Annotated in this window: 15 protein-coding genes; 7 read left to right on the top strand and 8 right to left on the bottom strand. The window is 50.3% G+C overall.

Annotated features, from left to right (window positions below; genetic code table 11):
* Positions 1-779, bottom strand: a 779-nt coding sequence (locus tag HMPREF9370_RS05545) for a TonB-dependent receptor plug domain-containing protein (RefSeq protein ID WP_009116394.1), incomplete at its 3' end; no start/stop codon positions are given.
* A gap of 427 nt (positions 780-1,206) precedes the next feature.
* Between HMPREF9370_RS05545 and ridA the strand changes: the two genes are divergently transcribed.
* Positions 1,207-1,596: a deaminase RidA gene (gene ridA, locus HMPREF9370_RS05540; RefSeq protein WP_009116393.1), complete on the top strand. Its 390-nt coding sequence runs from the start codon at positions 1,207-1,209 to the stop codon at positions 1,594-1,596.
* Between the two features lie 159 nt (positions 1,597-1,755).
* Here the strand turns inward: ridA and HMPREF9370_RS05535 are convergent, their stop codons facing one another.
* Genes HMPREF9370_RS05535 through HMPREF9370_RS05520 form a run of 4 tightly spaced genes read right to left on the bottom strand, consistent with a single transcriptional unit; the run spans position 1,756 to position 5,253 of the window.
* The gene (locus tag HMPREF9370_RS05535; RefSeq protein WP_009116392.1) at positions 1,756-2,583 is read right to left on the bottom strand and encodes a metal ABC transporter permease; all 828 of its coding nucleotides are present in this window, start codon (positions 2,581-2,583) and stop codon (positions 1,756-1,758) included.
* Positions 2,576-3,439, bottom strand: coding sequence for a metal ABC transporter permease (locus tag HMPREF9370_RS05530; protein ID WP_009116391.1), 864 nt, complete (start codon positions 3,437-3,439; stop codon positions 2,576-2,578). Before HMPREF9370_RS05530 ends, HMPREF9370_RS05535 begins: the two co-directional genes overlap by 8 nt.
* 3 nt (positions 3,440-3,442) lie before the next feature.
* Positions 3,443-4,372 (bottom strand): ATP-binding cassette domain-containing protein, encoded by a 930-nt coding sequence (locus tag HMPREF9370_RS05525; protein ID WP_009116390.1) that lies wholly within the window; start codon positions 4,370-4,372, stop codon positions 3,443-3,445.
* Positions 4,372-5,253, bottom strand: a complete 882-nt coding sequence (locus HMPREF9370_RS05520) for a metal ABC transporter substrate-binding protein (RefSeq protein ID WP_009116389.1) — start codon at positions 5,251-5,253, stop codon at positions 4,372-4,374. The genes HMPREF9370_RS05525 and HMPREF9370_RS05520 overlap by 1 nt, the downstream gene beginning before the upstream one ends.
* Positions 5,254-5,514: 261 nt before the next feature.
* Here HMPREF9370_RS05520 and HMPREF9370_RS05515 point away from each other — a divergent pair, with 261 nt between their 5' ends.
* Together HMPREF9370_RS05515 and HMPREF9370_RS05510 are read left to right on the top strand one after the other, a co-directional pair.
* Positions 5,515-6,810, top strand: coding sequence for a valine--pyruvate transaminase (locus HMPREF9370_RS05515; RefSeq protein ID WP_040666959.1), 1,296 nt, complete (start codon positions 5,515-5,517; stop codon positions 6,808-6,810).
* A 166-nt stretch (positions 6,811-6,976) separates the two neighbouring features.
* Positions 6,977-7,312 (top strand): PepSY domain-containing protein, encoded by a 336-nt coding sequence (locus HMPREF9370_RS05510; RefSeq protein ID WP_050795380.1) that lies wholly within the window; start codon positions 6,977-6,979, stop codon positions 7,310-7,312.
* 101 nt (positions 7,313-7,413) lie between these two features.
* Here the strand turns inward: HMPREF9370_RS05510 and HMPREF9370_RS05505 are convergent, their stop codons facing one another.
* From HMPREF9370_RS05505 to HMPREF9370_RS05495, 3 genes are all read right to left on the bottom strand, one after another.
* On the bottom strand, positions 7,414-8,190 hold the full coding sequence (locus HMPREF9370_RS05505) for an MOSC domain-containing protein (protein WP_009116386.1): 777 nt from the start codon (positions 8,188-8,190) through the stop codon (positions 7,414-7,416).
* Positions 8,191-8,362: 172 nt separating this feature from the next.
* Positions 8,363-8,923, bottom strand: a complete 561-nt coding sequence (azu, locus tag HMPREF9370_RS05500; RefSeq protein WP_009116385.1) for an azurin — start codon at positions 8,921-8,923, stop codon at positions 8,363-8,365.
* A 124-nt stretch (positions 8,924-9,047) separates the two neighbouring features.
* A complete protein-coding gene (locus HMPREF9370_RS05495; RefSeq protein WP_009116384.1) occupies positions 9,048-9,467 on the bottom strand; it encodes a DciA family protein in 420 nt (139 codons plus the stop codon).
* Positions 9,468-9,685: 218 nt separating this feature from the next.
* On the opposite strand from HMPREF9370_RS05495, the gene secA reads away from it, so the two are divergent.
* From secA to recN, 4 genes are all read left to right on the top strand, one after another.
* Entirely contained in the window at positions 9,686-12,451 is a 2,766-nt protein-coding gene (secA, locus tag HMPREF9370_RS05490) for a preprotein translocase subunit SecA (RefSeq protein WP_009116383.1), read from the top strand.
* A gap of 228 nt (positions 12,452-12,679) precedes the next feature.
* The gene (tadA, locus tag HMPREF9370_RS05485; protein WP_009116382.1) at positions 12,680-13,399 is read left to right on the top strand and encodes a tRNA adenosine(34) deaminase TadA; all 720 of its coding nucleotides are present in this window, start codon (positions 12,680-12,682) and stop codon (positions 13,397-13,399) included.
* A gap of 115 nt (positions 13,400-13,514) precedes the next feature.
* Positions 13,515-14,405, top strand: coding sequence for an NAD(+) kinase (locus HMPREF9370_RS05480; protein WP_009116381.1), 891 nt, complete (start codon positions 13,515-13,517; stop codon positions 14,403-14,405).
* Positions 14,406-14,551: 146 nt separating this feature from the next.
* Entirely contained in the window at positions 14,552-16,213 is a 1,662-nt protein-coding gene (gene recN / locus HMPREF9370_RS05475) for a DNA repair protein RecN (RefSeq protein ID WP_040666956.1), read from the top strand.
* The last annotated feature ends 90 nt before the right edge of the window (positions 16,214-16,303 follow it).

The following is a 16,303-nucleotide window of genomic DNA, read 5'->3' as shown; positions in this document are numbered from 1 at the left end:
AGCCTGTGTTCGGGGGTAATTTGATAAGCAAATTTTGTCAAAAAACTGTGATTTTTGTGCTCGGCAGGATCCGGATGCTGACTTTCACTTCCTCTATAGATATTACCTTCACCTCTGCTCTTAAGCTGGTGACCATAGCGGTGGGAGTATAAGACGATAGCATCTATTGAATCCCCAACAAAACCCGCCCCTGCCGTGTGTGTCCATTCTCGGTTTTTGGTTGCATAACCGGTACGCAACAATGCACCGAACTTCTGCTCAGGATCAACAATATCCCGCACTTCCAATGTTCGGTAATTGACATTACCGCCCAATGCTCCGCTACCTGCTTCAAATGAATCAGCACCTTTTACAATATCAATAGTGCGCACAAGCTCAGGATCAATTGATAAGCGTGATGAATTAAAATTACCGTAGCGCGCATATAAGGTATTTTCTTCCGAATCAGGCAAGCTCACGCCATCCACGCTCACGCCCACACGGTTGCCTTCCACACCGCGCATTGCAAAGCCTTTTAAATGTCGGCCATTATCAGAAATGCCGACATCTGTGGAGTAACGCACCAAATCGCGGGTATCCCGAATCATCTCGTTATCGATATCTTCGCGGGTTTTACGCTCGGTCGTTACCTGCCCTTGACGCTTTCCTTTTACAGTTACTGTTTCTACTTCCGTGGCTTCAGCTTGATTATCCGTAGCTTCAACCGTATCGGCATAGGCAGGCATATTGAACGCAATCCCTACCATAGCGGCTATAGGTAATAAGTGAGTTTTTATCATTTCAAATAATCCAGATATTTACACTTCGAAATTAAATAATTAATCAAATATTTTAATTAATAAAAATAATTATTATTTATTAAAATTAAGAAAATAATATACATTAACAAAGTTTGATACGCAAATATTTTTTTACATTGTTTTACAGAAAAACAACATGTCGAAAAGAACTATCACAAAAAGTGCAATACCATACCCAATAATCCTGAATTAAGCCCAAACATGATGGCGGATAATCGGCAATAATAGGAATGCCTGTCTGAAATACGTTTTCAGACAGGCATTAAGTAATAGCAAATCACCTTCTACTTTTACTCCAATTACATTCTGGCAATCCGAATACCCTGCACAATCGCTGAACGGTTTGCGAAAAAAGCCGACTCTGTTAACATTCCTGATTTAAACAATCTGCCGCAAAGGAGATGTCATGACAAAAAATGTTATTCATACTGACCTTGCACCTGCCGCTATTGGTGCATACAGCCAAGCCGTTCGCGCCGGTAATACCGTATACATGAGCGGTCAAATCCCACTTGACCCCGCTACCATGACCATTATAGGCAATGGGGATTTTGCTGCCGAAACCCATCAAGTATTCAAAAATCTGAAGGCGGTTGCCGAAGCAGCCGGCGGTTCGCTTGATGATATTGTTAAGCTGAATGCCTACCTTACCGACCTTGGGAATTTTGCTACATTCAATGAAATCATGTCCCAATATTTCAGTCAGCCTTTTCCTGCGCGTGCAGCAATCGGCGTGGCTGCCTTGCCTAAAGGTGTTCAAGTAGAAGCAGAAGCAGTTTTGGTGTTGAAAGACTAAAACTTTTAAGGACGGCAAGCATAAATCCAGTTTCAGAAACAATTTGCTTGGAACAGTCACACTAAAAGCGGGAAGGGATGCCCGCCCTACTTGCGAAGAGGCCGTCTGAAAAGCATTTTTCAGACGGCCTCTTCCCATTCACTTCATTCTGCCAAACAGCTATAAACTCTCCCTCAATTTGGAATACCCCAACGCACACAAAAACAGCGCCGCCTGCAACAAAATAATCACCGGCCCTGTGGCGGCATCGAGATGGTAGCTCAGTATCGTGCCGGCCAAACCGGTGATAACGGAGCACGCCACCACGATAACCATCATGCGGTCGAAACGGTGGGTCAGCAGGGAAGCGGTGATGCCGGGCGAAATCAGCATGGCAATCACCAACACCACGCCCGCCACCTGTATCGCGCTGATGATGGTCAGTGCCAGCAGAATCAGCAGCCCGTAGTGGAGAATTCGGGGCGGCAAACCGACGATGCGTGCTTGTACGGGGTCGAAGCAATACAGCATCAAATCCCTTTTTTTCAGCATCACCACCACGAAGACGATGGTGCAGATAATCAGCGTGCGGATCAGCTCTTCATAGCTCACGCCGAGGATGTTGCCGAACAAAATATGCGTAAGGTGCTGATCGGTTTCCACTTTGGTAAACAAAACCAAACCGAAAGCAAACATGCCCGAAAACACGATGCCCATCACCGTGTCTTCTTTCAGACGGCTGTTGTTTTTCAGATAGCCCACACCCACGGCGCAGGCCAGCCCGGAAACGAATGCGCCCACCACCAGCGGAATGCCGGTAACGAAGGCAACAATGATACCGGGCAGCACGGCATGGGAAATGGCATCGCCCATCAGCGACCAGCCTTTCAGCACCAGATAGCAGGACAAAATGCCGCACACCACCGATACGATCAGCGCGGTAAACAGGGCATATTGCATAAAAGGCAGAGACAGCGGCTCGACAAACCAATTGATGATGTCAGACATGTTCCGCTTCTCCTTGTGCCGCCACGGCTTGTTTCTGTTTCAACAATCCGTATTTGGGCGCGAAGATAAAGGCCAGCAGAAAGAGTGCCGTTTGCAGGCAAACGATGATGCCGCCGGTGGCGCCGTCGAGAAAATAGCTGGCATACGCGCCGATGCCGCCGGTAAAAAAGCCCAACGCTACGGCGATGCCCACCAGCTTGCTGAATTTGTCGGTGAGCAGATAAGCGGTGGCACCCGGGGTAATCACCATGGCAATCACCAGCACCGCGCCCACGGTTTGCAGCGCCGCCACCACGCAGGCACTGAGCAGAGTGAAAAACAGGATTTTATAGCGCAGCGGCGACAAACCCACAGCAACGGCCTGTGTTTCGTCGAAAAACACCAGCAGCAGGTTTTTCCAAAACAGCAATAAAAAAGCCAAACACACCGCCATGATGATGCCTACCTGAAAAACATCTTCGTCGGCAATCCCCAAAATATTGCCCAACACGATTTCCTGCACATTGACGGCGGTGGGGTTGATGGAAACGATAAACAGGCCGAGCGCGAAAAACGTGGTGAAAATAAAGCCGATGATGGCATCTTCCTTCAATTTGCTCACCGCTTTGATCCACAAAATCGCCAAGGCCGCCAAGATGCCCGAAATGAAAGCACCCACCGAATAAGGCAGGGAGAGCGAATAGGTGATGGCCACGCCGGGCACCACCGAATGCGACAAGGCATCGCCGATTAACGACCAGCCTTTGAGCATCAGATAAGCCGACAAAAACGCACATATCCCGCCCACGGCGGCACTGATGACCACGGCTTTGACCATATACTCGTAAGCGAGCGGTTCCAGTAACACGTCCAGCATGGTTCAGCCCTCTTTGCCGTTTTCCGTCGGCGTTTGCTCAGCTTCTTCGCCGCGGCTGCCGGCATATTTCGCCGCCGACGCGGGCGGGTCGATTTTGGTTTTGCCGTAAAACACGGCCGGACGTTCGTCGTCGGTCAATACCGTTACGGCGCGTTTGTCTTCATCTTCGTGCAGATCGCTGCCGGCAAGTTGGAAGTGGCGCAACACACCGCCGAAAGCATGTTCGAGATTATGTTGGTTGAACGTCGATTCGGTCGTACCCGCCGCCAGCACCGTGCGGTTGATCATCACCACGCGGTCGCAAAAGTCGGGCACAACGCCCAGATTGTGTGTCGATACCAAAATCAGACGGCCTTCCGCACGCAACTGGCCGAGAAGATCCATAATCATGTTTTCGGTTTTTACATCTACGCCCGTAAACGGTTCGTCGAGCAGAATCACCTTGCTGTCTTGCGCCAACGCGCGGGCAAGGAAAACGCGTTTTTTCTGGCCGCCGGAAAGTTCGCCGATTTGCCGTTCGGCAAGATGGGCGATGTCGACGCGTTCCATGGCCGTCTGAACTTTCTGTTTGTCGGTTTTACCCGGAATACGCAAAAAATTCATATAGCCGTAACGCCCCTGCATCACCACATCGTAAACCGAAACGGGAAACTGCCAGTCCACTTCTTCGCTTTGCGGCACATAAGAAACCAGATTGCTTTTCAAAGCCTGCGCGATGGGCAGCCCGCACAGGCGGATATCGCCCTTGCGCGGCTTGAGCAAACCCATCAGGCTTTTAAACAAAGTGGATTTGCCGCTGCCGTTCACGCCCACCAGCGCGCAAGTCATGCCGCCTTCCAAATCCAGCGAAAAGTCATAAATGGCCGTGTGGCCGTTGTTGTAGCGCACGGTAACGTCGTTAACGTGAATCGAAGCAGCGTTGGCAAGCATCATTATTTTCCGAATCCTTTAACAATCGTAGAAACAGTGGTGTTAAGCAAGTCGGTGTAAGTCGGCACAGGGCCGTTTTTGGCGGAAAGCGAATCCACATACAATACGCCGCCGTATTTTGCACCGGTTTCTTTCGCCACCTGCTTCATCGGCTTGGGCGAAATGGTGCTTTCGCTGAATACCACCGGAATTTTGTTTTTGCGCACCACATCAATCACTTTGCGCACCTGCTGCGGCGTGCCTTGCTGCTCGGCATTAATCGGCCACAAATACACTTCTTTGAAGCCGTAGTCTTTCGCCAGATAGCTGAACGCACCTTCGCTGCTCACCAAGAACCGCTGGTTTTGCGGCACCTGCATCAATTTGGCGCGCAAAGGTTTGTCGAGCTGTTTGATTTTGCTGCTGTATGCCGCCGCATTTTTGGCGTACACCGCCGCATTTTTCGGGTCGTGTTTTGCCAAAGCATTTTTAATGTTTTCAATATAGATCAAGGCATTGCTGGTTGACATCCACGCGTGGGGATTGGGCATGCCTTTGTAAGGGCCTTCATGAATCGACATCGGCGTGATGCCTTTGGTGACCACCACCGCCGGTTTGTTTTTCACATTTTGGAAAAAGCGTTCAAACCAACGCTCCAGATTCATGCCGTTCCACAATACCAAATCGGCCGACTGCGCTTTGGCGATATCTTGCGGCGTAGGCTGGTAATCATGGATTTCCGCCCCCGGCTTGGTAATCGATTCCACCGTGGCCGCATCGCCCGCCACGTTTTGCGCGATGTCCTGAATCACGGTAAACGTGGTAACCACTTTAAATTTGGCATAGGCGGGTGATGCTGCCAAAACGGTTAACAACAAACATGTTGCGGTAGCTAAACGGCGCATGATAATTCTCCTGATGATAGCTATAAATAGAATAATGAAGCGGCAGATGGATAATATGTATCGGCCGGTTGGCTTATACTATCAATAATGAGAACTATTTTCAATAATTGTATAAAATCTACGGATAACCGTTCAACAACAGCCGTCAAACCATTCGGCTGCAAGCCGCACAAGCAAACTGCTAAATCGTTATTCCCCATACAGAAAAACAGCAGGCAGGGTTATAATCCTTTTCATCTCGATATAAAAAAGGAACCCGCCATGCAATTCTCCGCTTTCGGCCAAAAATTCACCCGCAACAGCGGCATTCTGCAATTGATGGACGATTTGGGCAAAGCACTCAACAGCGACAAGCCCGTCAACATGCTCGGCGGCGGCAATCCTGCGCGTATCGGCGAAATCAACCGCGTTTACAGGCAAGTGCTGCAAGAATTGGTCGATAACGAAGCCGCCGTAGAAAGCATAGGCAACTACTCCACCCCGCAAGGCGATGCGGTGTTTATCGATACGCTGGTTGAATTTTTCAACCGCGAATACGGCTGGGGCATCACCGCCGACAACATCGTCTTAACCAACGGCTCGCAAAACGCCTTTTTCTATCTCTTCAACCTGTTCGGCGGGCGTTTCGACGAAAACGGCGGCAGTGCCGACAAATCCATCCTGCTGCCGCTCGCGCCCGAATACGTCGGCTATGCCGATGCGCATGTGGAAGGCAAACATTTCATATCCGTCGCACCGCATATCGAAGAAGTCGAGCACGAAGGCGAAAGCGGCTTCTACAAATACCGCGTCGATTTTGACGCACTGGAAAACCTGCCCGAACTGAAAGCCGGCAAAATCGGCGCCATCTGCTGCTCGCGCCCCACCAACCCCACCGGCAACGTCCTCACCGACGACGAAATGGCGCGCCTCGACAAGCTGGCCCAAGCGCACGGTATTCCGCTGATTATCGACAACGCCTACGGCATGCCTTTTCCCAACATCATTTACAGCAAAGCCACGCTGACTTGGCACGACAACATCATTCTCTGCTTCAGCCTGTCCAAAATCGGCCTGCCCGGCGTGCGCACCGGCATCATCGTTGCCAGCCCCGAAGTAGTGAAAGCCGTTACCGCTCTGAACGCGATTGTGAACCTCGCGCCCACGCGTTTCGGTGCTGCCGTTGCTGTGCCGCTGCTGCGCGACGGCCGTCTGAAAACCCTCTCCGATACCGTGGTGCAGCCGTTTTACCGCAAGCAGGCCGCCCTTGCCGTGTCGCTGCTGAAAAAAGAGCTGGCCGGCTATCCGATGAAAATCCACAAACCCGAAGGCGCGATTTTCCTGTGGCTGTGGTTTGAAGGGCTGCCGGTTTCCTCGCAAACCCTCTACGAACGCCTGAAAGCCGCCGGCACGCTGATTATTCCGAGCGAACACTTCTTCGTCGGCCTCGACACCGCCAACTACCGCCATGCCCACGAATGTATCCGCATGAGCATCGCGCAAGACGAAGAAACCTTGCGCAAAGGCATCACCGCCATCAGAGAAACCTTGCGCAGCCTTTATGATGCGGCGGGCTGAAACCCAGCTTGAAAACTTTGCCTGTTTGCCGGAGCTACTGAAGAGGCCGTCTGAAAAAATATTTTCAGACGGCCTCTTCTTTCTCTTCCTAATTTTCCACTAACTCTCTGCTTTTAATATACACTTCATCCAAAAGTTAAACCCCACGATGAGGAGTCCCTATATTATGTTGATCACACGCAAAATTTTTAACGGCCTGGCCTTTATCACGGCTCTTGGCTTCATTGCCGGCGTCTTTACCGGTTTGTTTTCATTAGGCACGTTTGCCTCCGTTTCCGGCAAACAAGCCGCTGCCGCTGCCGTGACACAAACCGGCGGTTACGCCAAAGAAGTAGAGTTTGAATACAACTACCACACCGGCGGCCATTACGAAGTTGAAGTGCTCGCCAACGGCCTGAAGCACGATGTGATTGTTGACGCAGATAATGGCAACGTACTGGCAGTTCATACCAAAGGACACAAACAGCGTTATCATGACAGATCTGAATCATTCAAAATGTAAACCCGCTTTCAAACGCAGCAATTAAAATTTATGCCTGTCTGAAAACAAAAAAGCAATCGATATCAGCTGTTTTTATTTTCAGACAGGCATTCATAGCCGGCTCACAACCAAGACAACACCTCAACCTTGTCACCAACTCTAACGGTTCCTTCATTCAAAGCAACCAGATTCACACCAAAGATGGCTTTGCGACCAACGGCTAAAGTAGAAAGCGGCTCTTGAAACGGATCTTTCTTTCCGGTCTGCAAATCCACCGTTACCATCACACAGCGCACACACGGCTTGAAATGCTCGAACTCTACTTCACCGATGCGTATGCGTTGCCAATGCTCTTCTTCATAAGCCTCTGACCCGTCAACCACAAAATTGGCGCGGAAACGCTCAATTTCTACCGATTCTTCCAAATCGCCGTTCAGGCTTTGCAAAGATGCCGTATTCGCCAGCAAAAAAGGGGCACCGTCGGCAAATGATAACGGCGTTTGCGTATGCGTCAATATGCGGCGGCTTTCCTTACCCAGCCAATAAATGCAAGCGTCTACACCCAATTTTTCACTCAACCATGCATCGGTGGCATCGCTGCCGCAGTATGCACCAAAAGAATCACGCCACACGGTGGCATCTGCCTGCCGGTTCATCTCATCAATGTGTACGGTTCGGCTGCTGCTGTCAGGTGCGGTCAATATAATTGAATCGTGCTCCACACAAACACGCCAAAGCAGCATCTGCGGAAATTTTCTTGCCGTAATCATGTTTCCTTGCGGCGAAGCAATCAGCCATTCCCTATCGTGCAGCAAACCTTTTGTCATTACCTTGGATTCACTTAATGCATTTGCACCCATAGATTTAACCGGATAACGGTTCAGTTGGATCAGTTTCATTTTTTCAGACAGGCATTAATGTAAAAACTAAATCATAGCATGAGATTGTAAAAAGCCTGCCTAAACATTATTCAGGCAGGTTTTTTTATGAGCACTATCACCAAGAAATTTGACACACCGACACAAAGTACATGCCGACTTTATTGGATATTAAGGCTCTTAACTATAAAACTTAATCAACCAGTTTTACATCACCCTGCATCACAGAGAAATGCGCCGGGAAGGTACAGAAAAATTTATAGCTGCCGTTCGGATCAAGCTGACTGGTTTTAAACGCCAAGCTGGCTTCCTGACCTCCGCCAATCATATCGGTGTGGGCAATAATAGCAGGATTATCGGCTTTCAGATAACCGGAATCAGGGCCGGCTCCGCTACCTTCGTTAGCCACGGCAGAAGCATCATCCGCTTTGGTAATCACAATGTTGTGACCCATGCTGGTTACCGGCATAGAACCAGTATGCTTCAAAGTTACTTTGAATGTTTCGCATGATTTTTTCACGGGAATCTGGTTGGTGTTGTATTTCATCTGATCACCGGTTTCTACCACAAAGCTACACTCGGCAGGTACGCTGGCCGGATCGACTTTTTCTGCGGCAACCATCCCGGAAGCACCTTCGGCGGCCGGAACCGAAGCAGCAGGTGCGGATGCTTGCTCGACAGGTTTGGCAGCCTCTTGAGAACATGCGCTCAATGCCAAAGCTGCGGCGGAAATCAATGCTAAATAAGCTTTCATATAACTTTCCTCACTCAATTATTAGTAGAATAAAAAATGAATGTTTAACAAAAATCAAGTATGCAGACTTCACCTGCTTTTTACTTTGCTTTAAATCAAACTTTATCAGAAGCAACAAATACAGTCATCGGCGTTTATTGACCAATTTACGCAAAGCTGCCGCCAAATCAGGATGATGCGCCACACGTTCCGCGGAATCATCAAACGCATCAAGCGCATTTTCGCTCAAAGTCAGCATATTTTGTTTGGCTGGTTTGTCAGGCTTCGGTGCAGCTTTAATCCTAACACTTTCAATACGCTGGTCTACATGCTGCATCTGTGTCAACAAACCCGGCGCAATCATCCGCAAGCGGCTCAAAGCCATATTGTTTGCAGCCAGAATAATCAGGCAGCCTTCCGCATCAATACATGCCACTTGCGTATAGCCGTGTAGATTAGGCGGCAAAAGCTTTTTTATTGCACGGTCAAGCCGATGCCATTGCTGCGCCTGTGCGAGCAAACTGGCCAGCCGGTTATCACGTTTGCCGAGTTGATCAAGATCCATGTTGGTTAAAATACTTGAAATTGTCTAAATCTAACGCCATTTCGCCAAGCATTGTAACTTTAATGATATAGCGTGTGTTAAAATACTCCGTTATTGCCAAGAAGCCGCAAACGGTGCCTGCTCTTGTTTATAGATAAATTTTATAGATAAATAGAAAATGCAGACGCAGCCGCCGGTAACGGCCTTCTTCTTTTTGAAAGGCTCAGGAATTAACCATTATGCTCACTAATTTAGCAAAAAAAGTATTTGGCAGCCGCAACGACCGCCTGTTAAAACAATACCGTAAAACCGTTGCCAAAATCAATGCGCTCGAGCCGGAAATGCAAGCTCTTTCCGATGCCCAGCTACAAGCCAAAACCCCGGAATTCAAAAAACGCCTGTCTGAAGGCGCCACGCTTGACGACATTTTGATAGAAGCGTTTGCCGTTTGTCGTGAAGCCAGCCGCCGCGTTTTGGGTATGCGCCATTTTGATGTGCAGCTTATCGGCGGTATGGTGTTGCATCATGGCAAAATCGCCGAAATGCGTACCGGTGAAGGCAAAACCTTGGTCGGAACTCTGCCTGTGTATTTGAATGCACTCTCCGGAAAAGGAGTGCATGTAGTTACTGTGAACGACTATTTGGCCAGCCGCGACGCAGCCACCATGGAGCCCCTGTATAACTTCCTCGGCCTGAAAGTCGGCGTAATTGTGAGCAATCTGGAGCAATTTTACCGCCAAAGCGCTTATGGTGCCGACATCACCTACGGCACCAATAACGAGTTCGGCTTCGACTATCTGCGCGACAATATGGTTGTCGATCAATATGATAAAGTGCAGCGCGAATTAAATTTCGCCGTTGTCGACGAAGTGGATTCCATTCTGATCGACGAAGCGCGTACACCTTTGATTATCTCCGGTCAAGCCGATGACAATGTTCAGCTTTACCAAATCATGAACCAAGTTCCGCCTCTGCTTGATCGCCAGGAAACCGAAGAAGGCCCCGGCGATTACTGGGTTGATGAAAAAGCGCATACCGTTTTACTGAGCGAAAGCGGCCATGAAAAAGCCGAACGCATTCTTAGCGAAATGGGCTTATTGAAAGAAGGCGCGTCGCTCTACTCGCCTTCCAGCATTGTGCTGATGCACCATTTGATGGCGGCTCTACGCGCCCACAGCCTGTTTCATCTCGACCAACATTATGTGATTAAAGACGGTGAAATCGTTATCGTAGACGAACACACCGGCCGCCTGATGGATGGCCGCCGCTGGTCTGACGGTTTGCACCAAGCCGTTGAAGCTAAAGAAGGCGTGGAAATCAAACGCGAAAACCAAACCCTCGCCTCAATTACCTTCCAAAATTACTTCCGTCTTTACGAAAAGCTCTCCGGCATGACCGGCACGGCCGATACCGAAGCCTACGAATTCCAAAGCATTTACGGCTTGGAAACCGTCATCATTCCGACCAACCGCCCTATCCAGCGCAAAGATTATAACGATCAGATTTTCCGCAGCGCAGAAGAAAAATACGAAGCCGTTATCAAAGACATCCAAGCCTGCCATGAAAAAGGCCAACCCGTATTGGTAGGTACAACCACCATCGAAAACTCCGAGCTGGTGTCACACCTGCTCAACCAAATCGGTTTACCGCATAATGTATTGAATGCCAAAGAACACCAGCGCGAAGCCCTGATTGTTGCTCAAGCCGGCAAACCGGGCATGATTACCGTAGCCACAAATATGGCCGGTCGGGGTACGGATATCGTATTGGGCGGCAACGTCAAGCATCAGAGCGATGCAATCCGTGCCGACGAAACGCTTTCCGAAGAAGAAAAAGATGCACAAATCCGCGCGCTTGAAGAAGGCTGGGAAGCCGACAACCAACGGGTATTGGATGCCGGCGGCCTGCACATCATCGGTACGGAACGCCACGAAAGCCGCCGTATCGACAACCAATTGCGCGGGCGTGCCGGCCGTCAGGGCGACCCCGGTTCCAGCCGTTTCTACCTATCGTTTGAAGATCCGTTGCTCCGTTTGTTTGCTCTAGACCGCGCCGCTGCCATCTTGAACCGGCTCGCTCCCGAACGCGGCGTGGCCATCGAACACGGTCTGCTCACACGCCAGATTGAAGGTGCGCAGCGCAAAGTGGAAGGCCGCAACTTCGACATGCGCAAACAAATCCTCGAATACGACGACGTAGCCAACGAGCAACGTAAAGTGATTTATAACCAGCGCAATGAAATCCTAACCAGCAACGAGCTGAGCCAAATGGTTAAGGAGATCCGCGAAGAGGTTATCGAAAGCTTGGTGGACATGCACATGCCGCCCAACAGCATGGAAGAGCAGTGGGACATTCCCGCGCTGGAAAACCAGCTTGCCACCGAATTTCGCGTACATGCCGATATCAAAGGCTGGCTGAAAGCCGATAACACACTGGAAAATGAAGACGTTAAAGAGCGTCTGATTAAGCAGATAGAAAAAGAATACGCCGAAAAAACCGAAATGGTAGGCGAACAAAACATGCAAGGCTTCGAACGCAACGTATTGCTGCAAGTCATCGACAACCAATGGCGCGACCATCTCGCAGCCATGGATTACCTCCGCCAAGGTATACATTTGCGCGGCTATGCGCAGAAAAACCCCAAGCAGGAATACAAGCGCGAAGCATTTAATATGTTCCAAAACTTGTGGAACACAATCAAACACAGCGTTGCTGCGTTGCTGATTTCCGTACAAGTCGAGCAAAACGAAGATATTGTGGCTGAAACCGAACCACACGCACCGGAAATATCGGATATCCACCAAATTCACGCCGATGCGCCGGAAATGCAGAGCATTTTAAGCGAATCCAAATCCGATTTAATTAACGATGCCTTCAATCCGAACGATACAACCGATTACAGCCCCGAAGCATTGGCAGCGCGCGGCGTGATTGTCCACCGCAACGAGCCCTGTCCCTGCGGCAGCGGCCTGAAATACAAGCAATGCCACGGCAAATTGTCGTAAGTTCGGTTTAAGCTGAATCTTGAAATGCCTGTCTGAAGAGTTTTTCAGACAGGCATTTGCACAACTTCCGTCACTTGCCGCCCTATTCGATGCAAGCTCGAATATGATAAACATTCTGTTTTCAAGTTGATTCACTATAGCCAAGCAATGCCTGTCTGAAAACAGACGCCTCGGCGCTTTGCCGTATTTTTGCTATCATTCTCCAATACTTTTCAGACAGGCATCATTATGCAGCTCACCACCCCGCCGCTTGCCCCCAAAACTCTGCATACCCTCAACTCAATCGGCATCCATACTCTGGAAGACTTGCGCCAAACCGGCGCACCCACAGCCTTTTTACTATTAAAAGCCGCAGGGCTTACCGTAACCCGCAGCACCTTATGGCAACTTGCCGCATTGTTGCAAAACACCACACCGCAAACATTATGCCTGTCTGAAAAAAACAGTCTGCTCGAAGCCATACGCAACCATCCGCCCGTTGATATGTTTCCCCCGCAAACCGAAATGGAAGCATTTATGCGCTTGGCGCTGCAACAGGCCGAACAATCCGCCGCGCTTGGTGAAATCCCTGTCGGCGCCGTTGTTGTGCATAACGGAACACTGATTACCGCCGCACACAACACCTGCATCAACAGCTGCAATATCAGCCAACATGCCGAAATCCGCGCCTTAGCCGCAGCAGGCGCTGCTCTGCAAAACTACCGCCTCGACGGCTGCGACGTTTACGTTACAATCGAACCATGCAGCATGTGCGCCAGTGCCCTCATCCAAGCACGCGTCCGCCGAGTGATTTACGGTGCCGCCGAGCCCAAAACCGGTGCCGCCGGCAGCATAATGAATCTTTTTACCAACACCCTTCTAAACAAACACACCGCTATCAAAGGGGGCATTCTGTCAGCCGAATGCAGCAGCATTTTGCAACGCTTCTTCCAAAACAAACGCAGTTAACACACCATGCCTGTCTGAAAAAACCGAGCTGCCGCCCACCGTTTGTAACCCCATGTAGCCCTAACGTTCGGGATTGCTATATAATTTCACCATCTCGCAAAAAACACACATTCCCATGAGCAGCCAATTCAAGCAAATCGGCATCGTAACCCGCCCGAATACGCCTAAAATAGAAGAGTGCCTCAACCAGCTCATTGAGTTTCTGTACGCTCAAAACCTGAATATCTATCTCGATAAAGACAGCATCAACAAAAATCTGCTCGTCGAAGCCAATTTCCCCGCATGTCATTTCATTAACAAAGAAGAAATGGGTAAAAAATGCGATTTGGTTATCGTGCTCGGCGGCGACGGCACTTTCCTTTCCGCTGCCCGCAAAGTGGCGGCCCACCGCATACCACTATTGGGTGTCAATCAAGGACATTTAGGCTTCCTTACCCAAGTATCGCGTGAAAATATGGTTAAAGAAGTAAGCAGCATGCTTACCGGCAAATACCATGCTGAAGAACGCATCCTGCTTGAATGCACCGTACTGCGCAACAGCGAAACCATCAACCGCTCGCTGGCGCTGAATGATGTGGTACTCTCACGCGGCGGCGCAGGGCAAATGATTGAATTCGAAGTATTTATCAACAAAGAATTTGTTTACACGCAACGCAGCGACGGCCTGATAGTATCCACGCCCACCGGCTCCACAGCCTACGCACTTGCCGCCGGCGGCCCTATCCTGCAAGCCAGTCTGCGCGCCTTTACCCTAGTGCCCATCTGCCCCCAATCCATGACCAACCGCCCGATTGCCATCGCAGATACTTGCGAAATCAACATATTAATCACCAAAGCTGGTGACGCCCGCGTTCATTTCGACGGCCAATCCTATGTCGACATCCAAAGTATGGATCAAATCCTCATACGCCGCTACAAACACAGCCTGCGCGTATTGCATCCGAATGATTACCAGTATTACCGCACGCTGCGCCAGAAACTGCACTGGGGCGAACAGTTGATCTAACACCCGACAAACGATGCCTGTCTGAAAGCCCCGTTTTCAGACAGGCATCGTTTACCCACACAAAATCAACAAAATCTTATTTAACTATGAAAAAAATTAGTTATAATAAGAAAAAACTTAGCACTCTATTCAAGCAAGGACACAACATGCTTTTGGCGCTTTCCCTCAGCAACTTCGTAACCGTCGAACAGCTCAACCTTAATTTTCAGACAGGTTTTACCGTACTCACCGGCGAAACCGGTGCAGGCAAATCCATCACGCTGGACGCACTCGGCCTGCTGCTCGGCGATAAAGCAGACTACGGCCAAGTCCGCGCCGGTACCGAAGAAGCCCGCCTTTCCGCCCTCTTCGACATTTCCGGGCTGGATACCCTGCAAGCCGAATTGCGCGAACAAGGACTGTCGGACAAAGACACCGCCGAGCTTTCCATCCGCCGCATCATTGACGCCAAAGGCAAAAGCCGCAGCTTCATCAACAACCAGGCCGCCACACTCGCCCAACTCAAACACATAGGCAGCCGCCTGATCGACATCCACGGCCAAAACGCCCATCACTCCCTCAACCAAGAATCTGCCCAACGCAGCCTGCTCGACGCATTTGCCGGCAGCACCGGCTTGGCCGCAGAAGTGAAAACCGCCTACCTCCAATGGCAGTCCGCCCAAAAAGCCCTGCACGAAGCGCAAACCCAAGCCGAAAACATCGCCATCGAACGCGAAAGGCTTGAATGGCAGGCCGGCGAATTGGCCAAACTCAACCTGCAAAACGGCGAATGGGAAACCCTAAGCCAAAGCCACGACAGCCTCGCCCACGCAGCCGAACTGATACAGGCGGCAGAAGAAACCGAAGCCGCAGTTGACGGAGACAACGGCATCCTGCGCCGCCTCTACCAATGCCGCAAAACATTGGAGCAACTGAGCAATATCGAACCTTTATTTGCCGAAAGCCTCGATATGCTCGCCAGCGTGGAAGCAGAATTAAGCGAAATTTCCGCCAATATGCGCAGCGTAGCGTCCAAAGTCGAAATCAATCCCAACGAATTGGCCGAACAAGAAACCCGCATGAGCGAACTGATGAGTATGGCGCGGAAATACCGGGTCGAGCCTGAAGAATTGCCCGCCAAACAGGCGGAAATCGAAACCGCCCTATCCGCCCTGAATGCCGCCGCCGACTTGGAAAACCTCGAGCAAAACGTGGCCGCCAACCAAGCAGCCTATATGGCGCTGGCGGAAAAACTATCTGCCGCACGCGCCGAAGCCGCCGCCAGGCTCAGCAACGAAACCACGCAACATATGCAGCATTTAGCGATGAAGGGCGCCGACTTCCATATCAAATTGCTGGAAAACGCACCATCCGCCCACGGTCTGGAACAAGTGCAATATCAAGTCGCTACCAACAAAGGCAGCCCGCTGCGCCCGCTCAACAAAGTGGCATCCGGCGGCGAACTTGCCCGCATCAGCCTTGCGCTGCAAGTCGTTACCAGCCAATACACCCAGTTGCCCACTTTGATTTTCGACGAAGTTGATACCGGCATAGGCGGCGGCGTGGCCGAAACCATGGGCCGCGCCTTGCGCAAACTCGGAAGCAAACACCAAGTTCTGGCCGTAACCCACCTGCCCCAAGTTGCCGCCTGCGGAGAAAACCACTGGAAAGTGGCCAAACATAGCGACGAGGAGCAAACCGTAAGTGAAATCAGTGTATTGGATTATAAAAACCGCGTTGAAGAAATCGCCCGTATGCTCGGCGGCGAAACCATCACCGATACCACCCGCAGCCATGCAGCAGAACTATTGGAGATGGCGGCAGAATAACCTGTCCGCCGAATCGGTATAAAACGATACTTGTCTGAAAAAAGGTTTCAGACAGTCATTACCCATCCGAAAACATACCGTCTTGTCAGA

It is taken from the genome of Neisseria wadsworthii 9715, from assembly GCF_000227765.1.
Taxonomy (GTDB): Bacteria; Pseudomonadota; Gammaproteobacteria; order Burkholderiales; family Neisseriaceae; genus Neisseria; species Neisseria wadsworthii.
Note: the sequence above shows the minus strand (reverse complement) of the source record. Positions and strands in the feature narration are given on the sequence as shown.